The 16614-nt window shown below is 61.2% G+C and carries 12 protein-coding genes; 4 read left to right on the top strand and 8 right to left on the bottom strand.

Annotated elements, in window-relative coordinates:
- Window positions 1-18: 18 nt before the first annotated feature.
- Complete coding sequence (locus CZ322_RS04725; RefSeq protein ID WP_087070428.1) at window positions 19-831, top strand: isochorismatase family protein; 813 nt, start codon at window positions 19-21, stop codon at window positions 829-831.
- Between the two features lie 52 nt (window positions 832-883).
- Here CZ322_RS04725 and CZ322_RS04720 read toward each other — a convergent pair whose 3' ends face one another.
- The 5 genes from CZ322_RS04720 to rsmI form a co-directional block, all read right to left on the bottom strand.
- A complete protein-coding gene (locus CZ322_RS04720; protein WP_087070427.1) occupies window positions 884-1849 on the bottom strand; it encodes a helix-turn-helix transcriptional regulator in 966 nt (321 codons plus the stop codon).
- 214 nt (window positions 1850-2063) lie between these two features.
- On the bottom strand, window positions 2064-3668 hold the full coding sequence (locus tag CZ322_RS04715) for a YfcC family protein (protein WP_087070426.1): 1605 nt from the start codon (window positions 3666-3668) through the stop codon (window positions 2064-2066).
- A gap of 17 nt (window positions 3669-3685) precedes the next feature.
- Window positions 3686-4642, bottom strand: a complete 957-nt coding sequence (gene arcC, locus CZ322_RS04710; protein ID WP_087070425.1) for a carbamate kinase — start codon at window positions 4640-4642, stop codon at window positions 3686-3688.
- 122 nt (window positions 4643-4764) lie between these two features.
- Window positions 4765-5760, bottom strand: a complete 996-nt coding sequence (gene argF / locus CZ322_RS04705; RefSeq protein WP_016443245.1) for an ornithine carbamoyltransferase — start codon at window positions 5758-5760, stop codon at window positions 4765-4767.
- 287 nt (window positions 5761-6047) lie between these two features.
- Entirely contained in the window at window positions 6048-6938 is an 891-nt protein-coding gene (gene rsmI / locus CZ322_RS04700; RefSeq protein ID WP_234984464.1) for a 16S rRNA (cytidine(1402)-2'-O)-methyltransferase, read from the bottom strand.
- Window positions 6939-7086: 148 nt separating this feature from the next.
- On the opposite strand from rsmI, the gene CZ322_RS04695 reads away from it, so the two are divergent.
- The gene (locus CZ322_RS04695; RefSeq protein ID WP_087070424.1) at window positions 7087-8856 is read left to right on the top strand and encodes a dolichyl-phosphate-mannose--protein mannosyltransferase; all 1770 of its coding nucleotides are present in this window, start codon (window positions 7087-7089) and stop codon (window positions 8854-8856) included.
- A 136-nt stretch (window positions 8857-8992) separates the two neighbouring features.
- Window positions 8993-10549 (top strand): S1C family serine protease, encoded by a 1557-nt coding sequence (locus CZ322_RS04690; protein WP_087070423.1) that lies wholly within the window; start codon window positions 8993-8995, stop codon window positions 10547-10549.
- A 221-nt stretch (window positions 10550-10770) separates the two neighbouring features.
- On the opposite strand, the gene CZ322_RS04685 is transcribed toward CZ322_RS04690, so the two are convergent.
- The 3 genes from CZ322_RS04685 to CZ322_RS04675 all read right to left on the bottom strand — a co-directional run bounded on the left by CZ322_RS04685 (window position 10771) and on the right by CZ322_RS04675 (window position 14483).
- The gene (locus CZ322_RS04685; RefSeq protein WP_087070422.1) at window positions 10771-11961 is read right to left on the bottom strand and encodes a cobalamin-independent methionine synthase II family protein; all 1191 of its coding nucleotides are present in this window, start codon (window positions 11959-11961) and stop codon (window positions 10771-10773) included.
- 550 nt (window positions 11962-12511) lie between these two features.
- The gene (locus CZ322_RS04680) at window positions 12512-13162 is read right to left on the bottom strand and encodes a hypothetical protein (RefSeq protein ID WP_087070421.1); all 651 of its coding nucleotides are present in this window, start codon (window positions 13160-13162) and stop codon (window positions 12512-12514) included.
- A gap of 538 nt (window positions 13163-13700) precedes the next feature.
- Window positions 13701-14483: a hypothetical protein gene (locus CZ322_RS04675; protein ID WP_087070420.1), complete on the bottom strand. Its 783-nt coding sequence runs from the start codon at window positions 14481-14483 to the stop codon at window positions 13701-13703.
- Window positions 14484-15152: 669 nt separating this feature from the next.
- Here CZ322_RS04675 and CZ322_RS04670 point away from each other — a divergent pair.
- Entirely contained in the window at window positions 15153-16601 is a 1449-nt protein-coding gene (locus tag CZ322_RS04670; protein ID WP_087070419.1) for an amino acid permease, read from the top strand.
- Window positions 16602-16614 lie beyond the last annotated feature (13 nt).

Here is a 16614-nt window from a genome sequence, read left to right as displayed (position 1 = left end):
TTCATCAGGAGGATGACTATGGATGAGACCCGCGCACTCATCATTGTTGATGTACAACCCACATTCTGCGAAGGCGGCAGCCTCGGGGTAGATGGCGGTAACGCCGTTGCCGAACGCATTGCAGATTTTGTCACCGATAACGCCGAGGAATACGCTCTCATCGCCACCACCCAGGATTGGCATATTGATCCGGGTCCGCATTTTTCCGAGAATCCGGATTTTGTGGATAGCTGGCCGCCCCACGGCGTGGCCGATACCCCGGAGGCGGAGCTGCACGAATCCATCGCGGCGCTTCCTATCGACGTGCAGTTCAAGAAGGGCCAGTACGCCTCGGGCTATTCCGGTTTCGAGGGCACCGATCCGCAAGGGAATCTCCTCGAGGACGTGCTGCGCACCGCCGAGGTCACGGATGTGGACGTGGTGGGTATTGCCGAATCGCATTGCGTGCGCGCCACCGCCATCGACGCGGTCCGTAACGGTTTCCGCACCCGCGTTTTTTCTGACCTCACCGTGCCCACCTCCCCGGAACTCGGGGCCGCGGCCCGCGTAGAGATGGACGAAGCGGGCGTGGAACAGCTGCAATCCTCGGAAGCCTTCGGTTTTTACGAAGAATCTGAAGTTCCGGATGAATTCGATGATCCGTACGACGACGCCGCAGCTGGCGAGGAGGAACTCGAGCACCTCGATGAGGATTACGAACTCTACGAGGACGATGATTTCGATGACTACGCCGATGAAGACGAAGATATCGACTTTTCGGATGAGGTCAATGAGGCCGATTTCGATTTCTCCGATATCGACTACCGCCCCGGAATGGACTCCGCAAAATAGCGCGGGTGTGCCAGCCGGCCAGCCCCGTGCCAGCAGGCCCGCAATCGGCCCGCTAAACCGAGCGCCAGAAGTCTTTGACCAGCTCCTCGCGGTTAGCCACCTGGCTTTTCTTGAGGATATTGTGCACGTGCACCTTCACCGTGGAGGGCGATAGATAGAGCTCGGTGGAAATCTGGGAATTTGTTTTCCCGCGCATGAGGTAGCCGAGCACTTCTTCTTCGCGCTTCGATAGCCCCCGGGCCTGGGAATAGAACACCAGGGAGGATTCGATGAAATCCTCCTCCAGGTGATTGACGGTTTCCGGGGGCCGGTCGAAGTGGATGCGCAGCACCCGCACCCCGAAACGCATCACGTGGATCACCCAGCAGATATACATGAGGTTTTCCAAGAAATTGCGTTCAGGAAGGAAGGCCAGCGCAGAAGCGCTATCCGCGTGGGGAGCCACGAGGAAAATAAAGGTAATATTCCAGGCGAAGGTTCCCAATACCGCCACCCAGGTAGCAACGTAAAGCCAGCGGTGGCGGCGCTGGCGAATTTTCTCCACCCCGGTGGTGGCATGTAGATAATTCCACGTTGCCACGCTGAGGATCCCGATCACCACGATGCCACGCATGGAGAAGAAAACGAATTCCCGCCAGGCCGGATCGGGAATCAGCAAAGCCCCGGCGCTTCCCACAATAAAAATCCCGGCCGGGATGAGGGTGCTGTGCCACTCCACTTTCGCTTCCGGTTCCGTCATGAAGGTGGCGTAGGTCAGCCAGATAAGCCCCATGAGCAGCGCGCCCAGGGTGATGGATTCCAGGGGCGCGGTGATGTGGTAGACGCTGTCAATATTGCGTGGATGGGTGAAGTCCGTGCGGGCCACGGTTGCGACGTCGAAAAAATACACAAGGAAAAGGGCGGCGCAACACACAAACATGCGACGGCGCGAAACGAGATAACACGCAAGCGCCGTCGCCGAACCCATGAGGATGAAGAGTCCCACCATCCAGGTGTAATAAAACAGTCCTACCGTCATTGCACAGCTCCGTTGCCTTCACCACGCGATTCCGCCACGGTCGCCCGCCACGCGGGATCGCGAGCGCGAGTGTCTCGCGCCACACCGTCACATTATAAAAGCATTAACCGCCGCGCCGAAATACCGGGCCGGCGGAATGCACGCTGCGGCTCCGGCGGTACCAAGCCCGCCGGAGCCGCGCGTTTCGGCTATTTTTTAGCCGTATTCTTCGCGCCTACGCGCCGTAGATAAGCACCTGGGCCACGCAGGCCGCCCCGCCGAAGCCGAGTACGAAGAGCACCATCGGCCACACGAAGCGGAACCAATGCTGGTACTTCATATCGAGCATCTGCAACGTTGCCATGACCAGGCCCGTGGGTGCCAGGAAGAGCATCGCGTACTGACCCCATTGATACGCACAAACGATGATCCACCGCGGGATACCCACGGCGTCGGCCAGCGGCGCCATAATCGGCATGGCCAGCACGGCCAAACCGGAGGAGGACGGCACCACAAAACCGAGCACGAAGAAGATCAGCAGCATAATGATGATGAAGAGCGGGCCGGACATCCCCGAAACCAGGTTCGTTGCCGAATGGAGCAGGGAGTCGGAAATGAGGCCGTCGTTCATCACGATATTGATGCCGCGCGCCAACCCGATAATGAGCGAAACGCCCACCAGGCTGGAGGAGCCTTCGATGAAGGCATCCGTCAGCTGTTTCTCATTGAGCCGGTCTTTCCCGAAGAGGGAAATCGCCATGACCGCGATGGTAATGGTGAGGAAGGAGGCCGCCATGGTCGGGAACCACCAGCCCATGGCCATAACGCCCCACACCATAATCGGGAAGGCGGATACGAAAAGAACGAGGATGATTTTCTTCTGCCAGTTGAAGGCGGGAACATCATCGGCGTGGGTGGTCATCGCCCACTGCTTCTCGAAAGCTTCGTGATCTTCGTAAACGTAGGACTTCGTGAAGTCCTTCTTAATCATTTTTGCGTAGCGGTGCAGGTACCACACCACCACGATGGCACCCACGATACAGCCGCCCACGCGCCAGATAATGCCGTCCGTGAAGGGGATACCGGCGGCATTGGAGGCGATCACCACGGAGAAGGGGTTGATCGTGGAGAAGGTGGTTCCCATGGATCCGGCCAGGAAGATCGCGCCCACGCAGATAATGGAGTCGTATCCCATGGCCAGGAATATGGGTACCAGGATCGGGTAGAAGGCCACCGCTTCTTCTTCCAGGCCGCACAGCGATCCGCCTACCACCATGAAGACGGATACCGCGAAGACGAGGAGGAATTCGTGGCCCTTGGTTTTCTTCGTCAGCGCGATAAGACCTGACTCGAATGCACCTGTTTTTCTCACCACCCCAATCAGGCCACCGAGCACGAAGATGAAGACCATAATATCCACCGCTTCGATCGTGCCGTGCACCATGGCGACCGGAATATCGGCGACGCTGGCCGGATTCTGCTCGAGGGACTCATAGGATCCCGGTACCGAGATCGGCTTATTGAGGGCCCCGGAGGTGAATTGGGAAAGGTCAATATCCATGCCCAATTCGCTCAGGGTGTCCTGGGTGCCGGGGTATTCCTTGGTTTCCCCCTGCGGGCTGAGCACGGAGAAGGTGCCGGTATCCGAGCTGTAGCTCAGCTTGGCGTAGGAGCCGGCCGGCACCAGCCACGTGGCGATAGCCGCCACGATGGTCAGGAAGAAGAGGATCGTGAAAGCGCCCGGGATGGTTATACCGCGCCGCTTCTTACGGGGTGTTGGTGTGCCGGTGTCTTCGTCGGCCCCATTGCCGACGGGGGCATCGTTTGTGCGTGTTGTCATGATTGTGTCCTTCGGACTTAGGCGATGATCGCGGTGCCGCTCTCCCCGGAAATGCCCTGTTCGGCCTTTTCCAGCGAGGTAATAATGGCGCGTTTTCCGGCTGCGCCATCCACGAATTCGAGGCAGGCTTCGACCTTGGGCAGCATGGACCCGGGGGCGAATTGTTCTTCCTCGATGTACTGGCGGGCCTGAGCCACCGTCATTTCGGGCACATCGCGCTGCGTGGGTTTGTTGAAATCAATGGCTACCGCGTCCACGGCGGTGAGGATGAGGAGAGTATCGGCGTCGACCTCCCGCGCCAGCAGCGCGGCGGTGCGATCCTTATCGATGACGGCCGCGACTCCGCGGTATCCCGAGCCTTCCTTGACCACCGGGATGCCGCCGCCACCGGCCGCGATCACGATGGTGCCGGCCTCCACGAGTGAGCTAATAACATCGCGTTCCACGATGGAGACGGGGAGCGGGGAGGCCACCACCCAGCGCCAGCCGCGCCCGGCATCCTCCACGTATTTGTTTCCGGTTTCCTCCATGAGGACCCGGGCCTGCTCTTCGGTGAAGAAAGCCCCCACCGGCTTGGTTGGGCGCCCGAAAGCGGGATCTGCGGCGTCGACCTCCGTTTGGGTGACCACCGAAATAACCGGGCGGGCAATCTGCCGCGCCGCGAGTTCGGCCTCGATGGCCTGCTGGAGGTGGTAACCGATATAGCCCTGGGACATGGCGCCGCATTCGGCGAAGGGAATCGACGGTGTTTCCCCGGCGGCCGCGGAATTATCGGTCGCGACCTTGATCATGCCCACCTGCGGGCCGTTCCCGTGGGTGACAACGACGTCATTGCCGGTTGCCACCAAATCCACGATAGAGCGGGCGGTTTCCTTAATAAGTTCGAGCTGCTGCTCCGGGGTTTTCCCGAGCGCATTGCCGCCGAGTGCGACCACAATTTTTTCGCCGGCGGTACGGGTATTTTCCTGAGTCATCTTCTGTCCTTTTCACGCGCGGGCGACGCGCCGCGGGGTGGCCCTGCTACCTGCAGCCAGCTCCCCGGCGCCGTCGCCCGCGCTACCTGGGCACGGCCGCGCGGGCACGTGCCTGACCCCTCCTAGGAGAGGGTTGCGTACATAACGGCCTTAATGGTGTGCATGCGGTTCTCGGCTTCGTCGAAGACTCGCGAGCGCGGACCTTCGAAGACCCGATCTTCCACTTCCATTTCCGTCACCCCGAACTTCTTGGCGATTTCCGCGCCGATGGTGGTGTTGGTGTCGTGGAAGGAGGGCAGGCAGTGCATGAAGATCGCTTCCGGATCGGCCTTGTCCATGAGTTCCTGGGTGACGCGGTAGGCTTCCAGCTCCGCGATACGCGAGGCCCACACTTCATCCGGTTCGCCCATGGAAACCCAAATATCGGTGTAGAGCACGTGGGCGCCGGTGGCGGCCGCGGCGGCATCTTCGGTGAGGGTCACGCTGCCGCCGGATTCCGCGGCGAGTTCCTTGCAGGTATCCACCAGCCACTCTTCGGGCATGCGATCCTTCGGGCCGCAGGCCACAAAGTTGAGGCCCAGCTTGGAGCAGACCACCATAAGCGAGTTCGCCACGTTATTGCGGGCATCGCCGAAGAACACAAACTTCTTGCCCTTGATGCCGTCCTCGAAGTTCTCCTGGACGGTGAGGATATCGGCGAGCATCTGGGTGGGGTGGAAGAGGTCGGTCAGGCCGTTCCATACCGGAACCCCGGCCTTGGCGCCCATTTCTTCCACGAGTTCCTGGGAGAAACCGCGGTATTCGATGCCGTCGTACATGCGGCCCAGAACCCGGGCGGTATCCTCAATGGATTCCTTCTTGCCCATCTGTGAGCTGCCCGGATCCAGGTAGGTCACGCCCATGCCCAGGTCCATGCCGGCCACTTCGAAGGAGCAGCGGGTGCGGGTGGAGGTCTTTTCGAAGAGCAGCACAATATTCTTGCCTTCGAGGTAGCGGTGCGGGGTGCCGCTGAGCTTGAGTTCCTTGAACTGCGCGGACAGACGCAGCAGGTAGCGGATTTCATCGGGCGTAAAATCGAGCAGCTTGAGGAAGTTGCGTCCGCGGATATTGACAGCCATTGTCGTTCCTTTCCTAGCGCGGTCCGTGGTCCCGTTCGGGCAGACCGGCCAGCGGTAACGGGGTCTTCTTTGGCCCCTGGGATCACTGTTGGCTGTCCAACCCGTACCCGCCTCGCGGCGAGAGGATCATGTCCCGGCCCCGGTTCCCCGGGGGTTGTTTTTACTGTGCATGATCCAGGTCACGCGCGCTAGGAAAATCCGGGTGGAGCGCGGGTGGAACGTGGTTTAGCCGCGTTTTTCGGGCCCTAAACCCCACTAAACCCGCGTATTTCCGCGCTTTATTCGCCCTACTCAAGGGCGGCGCGGTAGAGCTCATTCGTGCGTAAACCGGTGCGCGCGGCCACGAAAGCGGCGGCATCTTTGCGGCGCAGACCGAGCTGGCACAGTTCAGCGACGTCGCCCACGGCCCGCGCGCGCACCTGTTCTTCCCTTTCGGCCGCGCTACTTCCTGTTACGACGACGACGATCTCTCCCAGGGCCCCTTCGCTGAACCGCTGCGCGAGTTCGGCCAGGGGCCCGCGCACGATTTCTTCGTGCGTCTTGGTGAGCTCCCGGCAGACCGCCGCTTCGCGCCCGGGGCCGAAAGCGGTAACGAAATTGGCGAGGGTGGCCCCCAGGCGCCGCGGGGATTCGAAGAAAATCATGGTGCGTTCTTCGCTTCGCAGTGCCGCGAGCGCGGCGGCCTGTTCCCCGGCTTTGCGCGGGAGGAATCCTTCGAAGGTGAAACGGTCAGTGGGCAGGCCGGAGGCGACCAACGCGGTGAGCGGGGCGGAAGGGCCGGGGACCACGGTCACGGGAATACCGGCTGCGCGGGCCCGTACCACCAGGCGGAAGCCGGGATCGGACACGGAGGGCATACCCGCATCGCTGACCATGAGGACGCGCGCGCCGGAGCGGGCCAGGTCGATGAGGTGGGCGCCGCGTTCGGCTTCATTATGTTCGTAATAGGAGAGCACCTGGGCGCTCACCTCGATACCGAGGCGGGCGGCGAGCTGGTAAAAACGCCGGGTATCTTCCGCGGCCACGGTATCGGCCCGCGCGATTTCGGCGCGCAGGCGCGGCGAGGCGTCGGCGTCGTTTCCAATGGGAGTGGCGGCAAGAACAATTCCCGCGTGATGGCTTTCGTTCTGACCGGGGCGGTGCCCCTCGTGCCGTCCGGCATCCTGACCTGTGCTCATTCTGCTATTCTGCCACGCTCCGGTGCCGCGGCCGCGCGCCCGCGGTGCCGGGCCGGACCGTCACGCCGGAACGCCACGCACACGCGCGGCACCGGCCTCCGCGGCCAGCGCCACCACGCGGGCGGGCAGTTATCGATAGAATCCGCACGTGAGCGAAAAACTAAGCGAACCCATCGGGCGCCTCCCCCGCGAGTGCGCGGAGCGCTACGAAGACGAGCTGCGCGGCCGGCTCGGGCTGGCCCCGCGCGGATTAGAGTGGCTCACCCGCAGCGAAAAACGCCTGGGGTGGTGGATCACGGGAGCGGTCACGCTTATCGCCGCCCTCACGCGTTTCTTCCGCCTGGGATTCCCCGACCGCCTCATGTTTGACGAAACCTACTACGTCAAGGGCGCGAATTCGCTGCTGCGCCTGGGCTACGAGGCGGATTGGCAGGGCGGCACGGAATTCGACGCCGCTTTCGCCGCCGGCGACTTCTCCCACACCTCACCGGCCGGGGACTACGTGGTTCACCCCCCGCTCGGGAAATGGATTATGGCGATAGGCCAAGCGATTTTCGGGGAAACCTCCCCCTTCGGCTGGCGTTTTATGGTGGCGCTGGCCGGCACCCTCGCGGTGGCGCTCCTGGTTCGCATCGCCCTGCGCCTCTTCCTCAACCCGTGGCTGGCCGGGGTGGCCGGCATCGCGATGGCCCTGGACGGCATGGGCATCACGCTCTCCCGCATCGGAATCCTCGATAACCTCCTCGCTTTCTTTGTACTGGCCGGATTCTGGGCGCTGCTGCGCGACCGCGATTGGACCCGGGAGCGCCTGGCCCACCGGGTAGCTTTCGGGCCGGTGCACGCGGACGGCCGCCCGGCCGCCTGGGGCCCGCGGGTGTGGTGGCGCCCCTGGATGCTCGCTACCGGAGTATTCCTGGGGCTGGCCTGCGGGGTGAAATGGTCGGGGATTTACGCCGTGGCAGTTTTCGGCCTGGTGGCTTTCGCCTGGGGCATGGCGGCCCGCCACGCGGTAGGCCTGCGCCTGTGGGTAGGCGCCGCGGTTTTCCAGGAAGGCATCCCGGCTTTCGTGCATCTGGTTCCCACCGCTGCCGCCACCTACGTGGCCTCCTGGTTCTCCTGGTTCCGCGATAGCCGTTCCTGGGGGCACGGCTGGGCGGCGGGCGTGCGCGAGAGCACCCCGGAGGCCCTCCCCTTCCCCTGGCTCCCCAATTCCTTCAACGATTTGGCGCACTACCACAGCCAAATGTGGGATTTCCACAACGGGCTCTCCACCCCGCACACCTACCAATCCTCGGTCTGGCAGTGGTTCGTGCAATGGCGCCCGGTCTCGTTCTGGTGGCCCACCTCCGAAGAAATGGCCGGGCAGTGCCCGAGCGGCGAGCGCTGCGTCCAAGCGGTCACCTCGGTGGGCAACCCGGTGGTGTGGTGGCTGGCACTCCTCGCCCTGGTGGTGGTGCTCTGGGTGGCTTTCACCCGTTTCGACTGGCGCGCCTGGGCCATCCTGAGCGGCTACCTCGCCATGGCCGCGCCGTGGTCGCTCTATATGGACCGCACTATTTTCCAGTTCTACGCGGTTGCTTTCCTTCCCTTCGTGGCCCTCGCCCTCACCTACGGCCTCGGCTTTATCACCGGCGCGCTGGGCGCCCCGCACGCGCGCGGGAACGGGAGCGTCCGCGCTGATAGGTACGACGACGCAGCTTGGGGCCACGCGGACTTTATCCGCGATGAGCCACCTGGAATATGCGCCTATCCCGTGCGCTGGTGGCGATGCCGGATTAGCCGCCGCACGCTTGCGGCGTGCGGCGCCGTCGTCGTTCTTATTATTCTGGCGGCGATGTTCTGGTACCCAATCTGGACCGGGCAAACGGTTTCCTATGAGTTTTGGCGCCTGCATATGTGGCTACCGTCGTGGATTTAGCGCGGCGGGCAATGCTCGCATTTTCGGACAACGTTCAGAAACTTTCCAGAATCGGCGGGCATGCTACCCGGTGTGACCGGACCACCGCGGCAGCCGTGGCGGCGGCTAGGTGCGGAGTGAGGAAAGGACGTTTCACATGACAGATGAGTGGCGTAATGACTCGGGCGAACCGGGCGCGCAAGCAGGCGGGACCCAACCGGGTGGCACGCAGGCAGGCGGCACGCAATCGAATAGCTACACGAATGCGTACCACTACCCCAGCGCACCCTCCGCCGGGTACGCTTCCGCACAGCCGCCCTATCCGGGCAGCTCAGCAGGGAACGGCTCAGGCGGGTACTCGGGAGGTTATTCCGGAAGCTATCCGGGCTCGTACCAGAGCGCCTCGCAAGGCTCCTATCAGAGCGCATTTCCCGGGGCGTATCAGGGTGGGTACCAGGGCTCGTACCAGGGCTCCTACCAGCAACCTGGCTACGGGTACGGCTATGGCCCCCAATTCGGGGCCGCGCCGGCGCCGGTCAAGCGGCGCTCGAAGGGCACCACCGCCATTCTTGTCATTATCGGAATGGTAGTCGCGTTGCTCGTGGGCACCGGGGTGGGGTATTTCGGCCTGGCTCCGGAGCCGCAGGCCAGCTCCCCTTCCGTCAAGGATCCTTTTAGCTTCCAATATAACGACGGCCTGACCGCCCCGAATGATGGGCGCCAGCAGGGTGGAGCGGAACCATATATGCCGATTCCGCGCGATTTCCCCACCCAGCTGCCGGGCGGTAACCACGGCGCGGACGGTCCTATTGACCGCGGCGAAAAGGTAAGCCCTGCGGGCGTTGCCATTATTAATGCGCGGATGGGCTCCGGCATGGGTGCTGGCAGTGGGATTGTGCTGACCGCAGACGGGCAGGTGCTCACGAATTACCACGTGGTGATGGGATCGGATGCCATCCAGGTGGAGATTCCGGCGGCCGGGAAAACCTACGCGGCCAGTGTTATTGGGCATGACGAGAAGCGCGACGTCGCCCTATTGCAACTCAAGGATGCCTCCGGGCTCACCCCGGCAAAAATTGCTAGTACCCCGGCCAAACAGGGCGATAAGGTCAGCGCGGTGGGCAACGGGCGCGGGCAGGGCTATCTCACCGAGATTAAAGGTGAGGTAACCGGGCTGGGTATGGACGTGCGGGTGGCCACAGAGGACGGCCTGAGCTTTGACACCCTCAAGAATATGATCGTCACCGATGCCGATGTGGTCCCCGGATACTCGGGCGGGCCCATGATGAATGCCCAGGGCGAAGTGGTGGGGATGAATAGTGCCGCTTCGCAGGGCACCACCTCCGCGCAAGTGTACGGTTTCGCGATTCCCATCGAGCGGGCGCTGTCCATTGTGGAGCAGATTCGCGCCGGGAAGAGCGACGATAATGTGACCGTGGGCAAGAATGCCGCCCTCGGGATTACCGTGGGGCTCAGCGAGCAGGGCGGGGTGACCGTGCTGGCCGTCGGCCCGAATTCCGGGGCGGCCAAGGCCGGCGTCAAGGAAGGGGATACGATTCTCAGCCTGGATGGCCAATCGGTTTCCAGCCCGGCGCAGGTAGCTAAGCAGGTGCGCACCCACAAGGTCGGGGACACCATTACCCTGGAGATTTCGCGCGGCGGCGGTACCCCGCAAACCATCGAGGTGACGTTGGGCGAATCGCCGGTGAACTAGCGGGAGGCGGCACGGCCGGTATACCGGAACTGATACCGGGACGGGGCCGCACTCCGCATAAAACTGGACCACCGCGCGCCGCTGGAATCTCGCGGCTAAATACCAGAAGGGGACCTGAACAGCTTCTGCTGCGCAGGTCCCCTTCGGTGTTCCACAGGGAGCGGCGTGCCGCTCCGGTACTTCAAGGCGCGGGGATCATTAGGCCCGCTGCCCTGGAGACTTTACTTCGAGGCGAGGCGGGCGCCTTCCACGAGCGTCTCGAGCTTCGCCCAGGCGATGGACGGGTAGATGCGCCCACCCAGCCCGCAATCGGTGGAGGCGATCACGTGCTCGGGGCCCACCAGCGAGGTGAAATGCTCGATGCGCTGGGCCACCAGCTCGGGGTGTTCCACCACGTTCGTGGAGTGGGAAACAACGCCCGGGATAAGGACCTTGTCATCCGGGAGGGTGATATCTTCCCAAATCTTCCATTCGTGGGCGTGGCGCGCATTGCCCGCTTCGAAGGTCAGGCCCTGTGCCTTCACCTTCAAACACAGGTCCACGATGTCGCGGAAGGGAATATCGGTGGTGTGCGGGCCGTGCCACGAACCCCAGCACACGTGCAGGCGCACGAGTTCCGGATCGATGCCTTCCAGCGCGTAGTTGATCGCTTCAATACGGCGAGCCACCCAGGTGCGGTAATCGGCAACCGCCGGTTCCGGATTGACCTGATCCCAGCCTTCAGCCAGCGAGGGATCGTCGATCTGGACGGTCAGGCCGGCATCGGTGATGATCTTGTATTCCTCATGGAGGGCATCGGCCATCGCGGTGAGGACTTCATCTTCCGACTTGTAATACGTATTGGAAATACGCGCCGCGGACCCGGGAGACAGCGCCGCGATAAACCCGGAAGAAGCATCAAGACCATTGGCCTTGAGTGCCTTGAGCGTAAGGTCGACGTCGCGCTGGGTTTGTTCGGCACCGATGTAGGTCACGGGGCCGGTGATGGTGGGCATGGCCACTTCCTGGCGCTTGGCCTGGTGGATTCCCGATTCCGGATCCGTGTAGGCATCCTTGAACCGCTGCCAATCCCGGCGCTGGTCGAAGGGAACGAGCTCGACCGCTCCCCCGCCCGCGGTAGCAGCCGCGTGGAATTCGTTATCAGTGAATTCCAGCCCGCCCAGGCGCGAGAAGGAGTACCACCACCAGGAACCGTAATTGGTTACTTCGGTCATGACGTGACCGTATTCGCCGTCGTTAATAATATCGAGGCCGATCTCCTTCTGGCGCGCAACAACGCCAGCAACTTCGGCATCGAGCTTTTCTTTGAATTCAGCTTCGCTAATCTGGCCGTTCTGGTGCGCTTCGTTGGTAGCGCGCAGCGAATCGGTACGCGGGAGGGAGCCGACGTGGGTGGTCTTGATCTTCGTCATATTAATATCCTTTGTGCTGGGTGTGGTGATGGAGATCGGTCCGACTCAGCGTATCCCATCAACGATACGACGCCGCAGCGGCGGGTGCTCAGTGAGACGTAACGGACCGGGGCGAGATGTCCTCGCGCGCGGAATCGCCCGAAGGCCAAGTGGAATCCGCGCTAGCCCAGCATTCGCATTCGGGCGGCGGGCATCGTCATGGCAGAGCGAGGATCAGTGAGAACCATGGTGCATCCTTTCCGTCCGAATCGGGGCGCCGGGGCCGTGCCGCCGGCAGTGTTACCAGGTGATGCCCCGTGCGGGCACCCACCTCCAGTAGCCTAGAGGGAATTATTAAGCCACGTCAAACTATTGACCACTATATGAGATGAGGGTTATAGCTCGAGGGTCTTGGCGCCATATCGACCAGACGAGCATTATCCCGCTAAATACGGGGAGTGGGCCCGGAATATCCCGGACCCACTCCCCGTGAAACGATGAAACAGTTGAGGATGAATTACCTAGTGGAAACCAACCTCGAAACTGTTGTCAGTGCCAGAGGCAGGTTCGCTTAGGCAAACTTGCGATAGGCAACGAAGGCACCACCGGCCAGGAGGAGCAGAGCAGCCCCACCCGCAGCAACACCGGCCTCAACACCGGAGTTGGCCAGCTTCTTACCTTCAGCCTTCTTGGCTTCGGCCTTCTTCTCGGCCTTCTTCTCGGCCTTAGGATCAGCCTTCTTATCGGCATCCTTCTTGGGCTCAACCTTCGGGTCGGCCTTAGGATCGACCTTGTCGCCGTCCTTCTTGGGATCAACCTTGGGCTGCTCGGGCTTCGGCTGTTCCGCCTGCGGCTTGTCGGTCTTGGGATCCTCGACCTTCGCACCCGGCGTCAGTTCCTTCAGGCGGTCCTTCGCAGCAGCACACTTGTACATGTCGTAGTACTCGGTACCTTCGGCACAGAACCAAGTGGCATCAAGTTCCGCGTCAGACTTCTTAAGATCGGCAATTTCCGCTTCAAGGGTCTTGCACGCGACGAAGTCGTAGTATTCGGTGCCTTCTGCGCACTTGTACTGCGCATCAAGCTGCTTATCTTCGAGAGCAACCTTGACACTGTCACCCTTCGGAGCTTCCGGCTTTGCTTCATCGCCAGCCGGAGCCGGCTGCGCTGCATCTGCCTTTGCCTTCGCGAGAGCAGCTTCAGCATCGGCGCACTTCGCCATATCGAAGTATTCCGTTCCCGGCGTGCAGAAATAATCAACGTTGAGCTGCGCGTCCTTTACAGGATCATCAGCAGGGGCAGCGTAAGCTACACCCCCCCCCCCGCGGCAAGCATGACACCAAAAGTGACACCGGCCGCAATCTTTTTCAACTGCATGTCTACTCCTAAATACGTATCGTCATGGCACCATTCCCAGCGTTGTACCGTGCAAGCTGATCCCATTTGCCAGCCGTGCACTCCACTGAGCACCTGCCACAACAGTCACAATACTTTATTGCGCTCTATCAATATACGGGAAGGATGAGATTATTGAAACTCTGTGACCATCACCACATCGGATGTGCACCCGGGTTATTTACGCGTCATATCAATGAACCATTGCTTCTATTTATCGAAATTCCTCCGCCCCTCGCCTCAAATACAGAATGGGCCCGGGTAAAACCCGGACCCATTCAGCGTGAAACGATGAAACAGTCGAGGATGAATTACCTAGTGGCAACCAGCCTCGGAACTGTTGTTAGTGCCAGAGGCAGGTTTGCTTAGGCAAACTTGCGGTAAGCAACGAAGGCGCCACCGGCCAGGAGGAGCAGAGCAGCCCCACCGGCAGCCGCACCGGCGTCAACACCGGAGTTGGCCAGCTTCTTACCTTCGGCCTTCTTGGCTTCCTTCTTGGGGTCAGCCTTCTTCTCAGCCTTGGGATCAGCCTTCTTGTCGGCGTCCTTCTTGTCGCCGTCCTTCTTGGGCTCAGCCTTCGGGTCCGCCTTAGGATCGACCTTGTCGCCATCCTTCTTCGGATCAACCTTGGGCTGCTCAGGCTTCGGAGCCTCACCCTTCAGAGCGTCAAGAGCCTTCTGAGCATCCGCAACAGCCTTTTCGGCAGCCGCGCGCGCAGCGATCTTGTCGTTGAGGGTAACAACGCCAACCTCAAGCTCGGTCAGCTTAGCCTTGGCATTGGAGACGGCGATCTCAAGCTTTTCGAATTCGTCGGAGGCAGCCTTAATAGCAGCCGCCGCGGCATCGACCTTAGCCTTGGCAGCTTCGTAAGCCTTGGTAGCGGCCTCATCGGTCGGATTGGCATCGAAAGCCTTCTGAGCTTCCTTCAGCTCGGCAACAGCCTTGGCGTGGGCTTCTTCGGCGGGAACAACACCCGGGGAAGCGTCGAGCTTTTCTTCAGCGTAGCTGAGGGTGCCCTTCTGAATCTCGACGTACTTCTTCTGATCATCGAGCTGGGTCTGAAGTTCCTCAGCAGAGGGGAACTCAGCGAGCTTAGCCTTGGCCTCATCCAGGGCCTTCTGAGCCGCCGTGGTATCGGCAGCGGTCACCTGGGGTGCATCAGGCGCGGCAGGAGCAGCGTAAGCTACACCCCCCCCCCGCGGCGAGCATCACACCAAAGGTAGCGCCAGCCACAATCTTCTTCAACTGCATGTCTACTCCTATAAACGTATGTCCATGGCATGCCTACCCCAGAAGAGGCCTTTTACCGACCGATCCCATTCACCAGCCGTGCACTCCACTGAGCACCTGCCACAACAGTCACAATACTTTATTGCGCTCTATTAATATACGGGAAGGATGAGATTTTCGAAACTTTGTGACCATCGTCACTATGGGTAGTTTAAGCTGCAATTCCGGGCCAAATTAACACGTACTTTTTATTGAAGAAATGTAATTTACCAGGTAGAAGTGCATGGGCATGCATTAATATACCCCTCTCCCCAAAAACCGCCCGAGTGGCATCGGGTGTTAATCATGTGGCTATAGTGAAAATTGAGGCCTGTGTCACTCCGCAAGCGCAAGATGTTTCACTATGCACGCCGGCGGCCGCTAGCTACTCGCCAGAAAGGCGCCACAGCGGCAGGAGAACTACTCGCGGGCAGCGGCTCTCACCCGCACCCCTTTCCATCACGCGCCCATAATTCCCCACCCGCGCACTCAAGGCGATAAGCTCAAGGCGCTATAAGCACATTCCTCACATATCGGGAAAGACCTCTATGTCCACGAATTCCACGCCGGCACCCGCCGGAACTCCAACACCCGGCACACCCACGTCCACCTCACCCGCACCCGCCGGCACACCAGCATCGGGCGCCCACCTGCACCGTGACCTCCACAATCGCCACATCCAGATGATCGCGCTGGGCGGTGCCATCGGCACGGGCCTCTTCTACGGCTCTGCTTCCTCCATCAGCCTGGCCGGCCCGGCAATCCTCTTCGTCTACCTCATTGGCGGCTGCACGATCTACCTTGTTATGCGCGCCCTGGGTGAGATGAGCGTGCACGAGCCGGTCCCCGGCGCCTTCTCCCACTACGCCTACAAATATTGGAGCCCGCGCGCCGGCTTCATCTCGGGCTGGAACTACTGGTTTAACTACATTTTCGTGGCGATGTCGGAGCTGTCCGTCGTCGGCCTGTATATCAACTACTGGTTCCCGGCGGTCCCCACCTGGCTCACCGCGGCCTTCTGCCTGGTGTTCATCACGGCGGTGAACTTACTCGGGGTGCGCGCCTTCGGCGAATTCGAATTCTGGTTCGCGCTGGTCAAAGTGGTGGCGATTATCGGCATGATCGTGCTGGGAATCCTGGTGCTTGTCGTCGGACTCCAAGAACCCCACCAGGTTCCGCCCGGAACCTCCTTCGCCGAGCTGGTTTTCCCCAATGGCCTGAAGGGTGCGACTTTTGCTTTCGTCGTCGTTATGTTTAGTTTTGGCGGCATTGAGCTTATCGGCATCACCGCCGGGGAGGCGGACGACCCGCGCCGGTCCATCCCGCGCGCCATCAACCTGGTGATTCAGCGCATCCTCATTTTCTACGTGCTCTCGCTCGCCATCATCATGGCGGTCATCCCGTGGCGCTCCATCGACGGGCACGCCAGCCCCTTCGTCCAGATTTTCGATTCGGTAGGGATCACCTTCGCGGCCCATATCCTCAATTTCGTGGTGCTCACCGCGGCGCTCTCCGTCTACAATTCCGGGCTCTATTCCAACGGCCGCATGCTGTATTCCTTGGCGCAACAAGGAAATGCGCCGCGGATTTTCGCCACGCTTTCGCGCGCGGGCACGCCGTACGTAGGAATTTTGACGTCCTCTGCCGTGACCGTGGTGGCGGTCATTGTGGTCTTCGCGTTCCCGAATTTCGCTTTCGGATATCTGCTGTCCATCGCCCTCATCGCCGGAATTATCAACTGGACGATGGTCATGATCACGCAGCTGAAATTCCGCGCCGCGCTCGGCCCGGAACGCGTGGCGGGTCTCAGCTACAAGCTGCCCGGTGGCCTCGCCTCGAGCATTTTCGTGCTGGTGGCGCTGGCGGCCTGCGTGGTCCTCATGCTGTTCCAAGACGCCTACCGCGTGGCCGTTTTCGTTGGCCCGGCCTGGCTGCTGCTCCTCACTATCGCCTACCAGGTGAAGGTTTCGCGTGAGAAGCGCCATGCGCGCGCGTAATTATTAATAAAGT

Source organism: Actinotignum timonense (assembly GCF_900155575.1).
Taxonomy (GTDB): domain Bacteria; phylum Actinomycetota; class Actinomycetes; order Actinomycetales; family Actinomycetaceae; genus Actinotignum; species Actinotignum timonense.
This window is presented reverse-complemented; position numbering and strand designations above follow the sequence as displayed.

Bases quoted from the DNA above. Each gene is read 5' to 3' on its own strand.
- CZ322_RS04725 (WP_087070428.1), top strand. From the start codon at position 19: ATGGATGAGACCCGCGCACTCATCATTGTTGATGTACAACCCACATTC.
- CZ322_RS04720 (WP_087070427.1), bottom strand. From the start codon at position 1,849: ATGACGGTAGGACTGTTTTATTACACCTGGATGGTGGGACTCTTCATC.
- CZ322_RS04715 (WP_087070426.1), bottom strand. From the start codon at position 3,668: ATGACAACACGCACAAACGATGCCCCCGTCGGCAATGGGGCCGACGAA.
- arcC (WP_087070425.1), bottom strand. From the start codon at position 4,642: ATGACTCAGGAAAATACCCGTACCGCCGGCGAAAAAATTGTGGTCGCA.
- argF (WP_016443245.1), bottom strand. From the start codon at position 5,760: ATGGCTGTCAATATCCGCGGACGCAACTTCCTCAAGCTGCTCGATTTT.
- rsmI (WP_234984464.1), bottom strand. From the start codon at position 6,938: ATGAGCACAGGTCAGGATGCCGGACGGCACGAGGGGCACCGCCCCGGT.
- CZ322_RS04690 (WP_087070423.1), top strand. From the start codon at position 8,993: ATGACAGATGAGTGGCGTAATGACTCGGGCGAACCGGGCGCGCAAGCA.
- CZ322_RS04685 (WP_087070422.1), bottom strand. From the start codon at position 11,961: ATGACGAAGATCAAGACCACCCACGTCGGCTCCCTCCCGCGTACCGAT.
- CZ322_RS04680 (WP_087070421.1), bottom strand. From the start codon at position 13,162: ATGGCGAAGTGCGCCGATGCTGAAGCTGCTCTCGCGAAGGCAAAGGCA.
- CZ322_RS04670 (WP_087070419.1), top strand. From the start codon at position 15,153: ATGTCCACGAATTCCACGCCGGCACCCGCCGGAACTCCAACACCCGGC.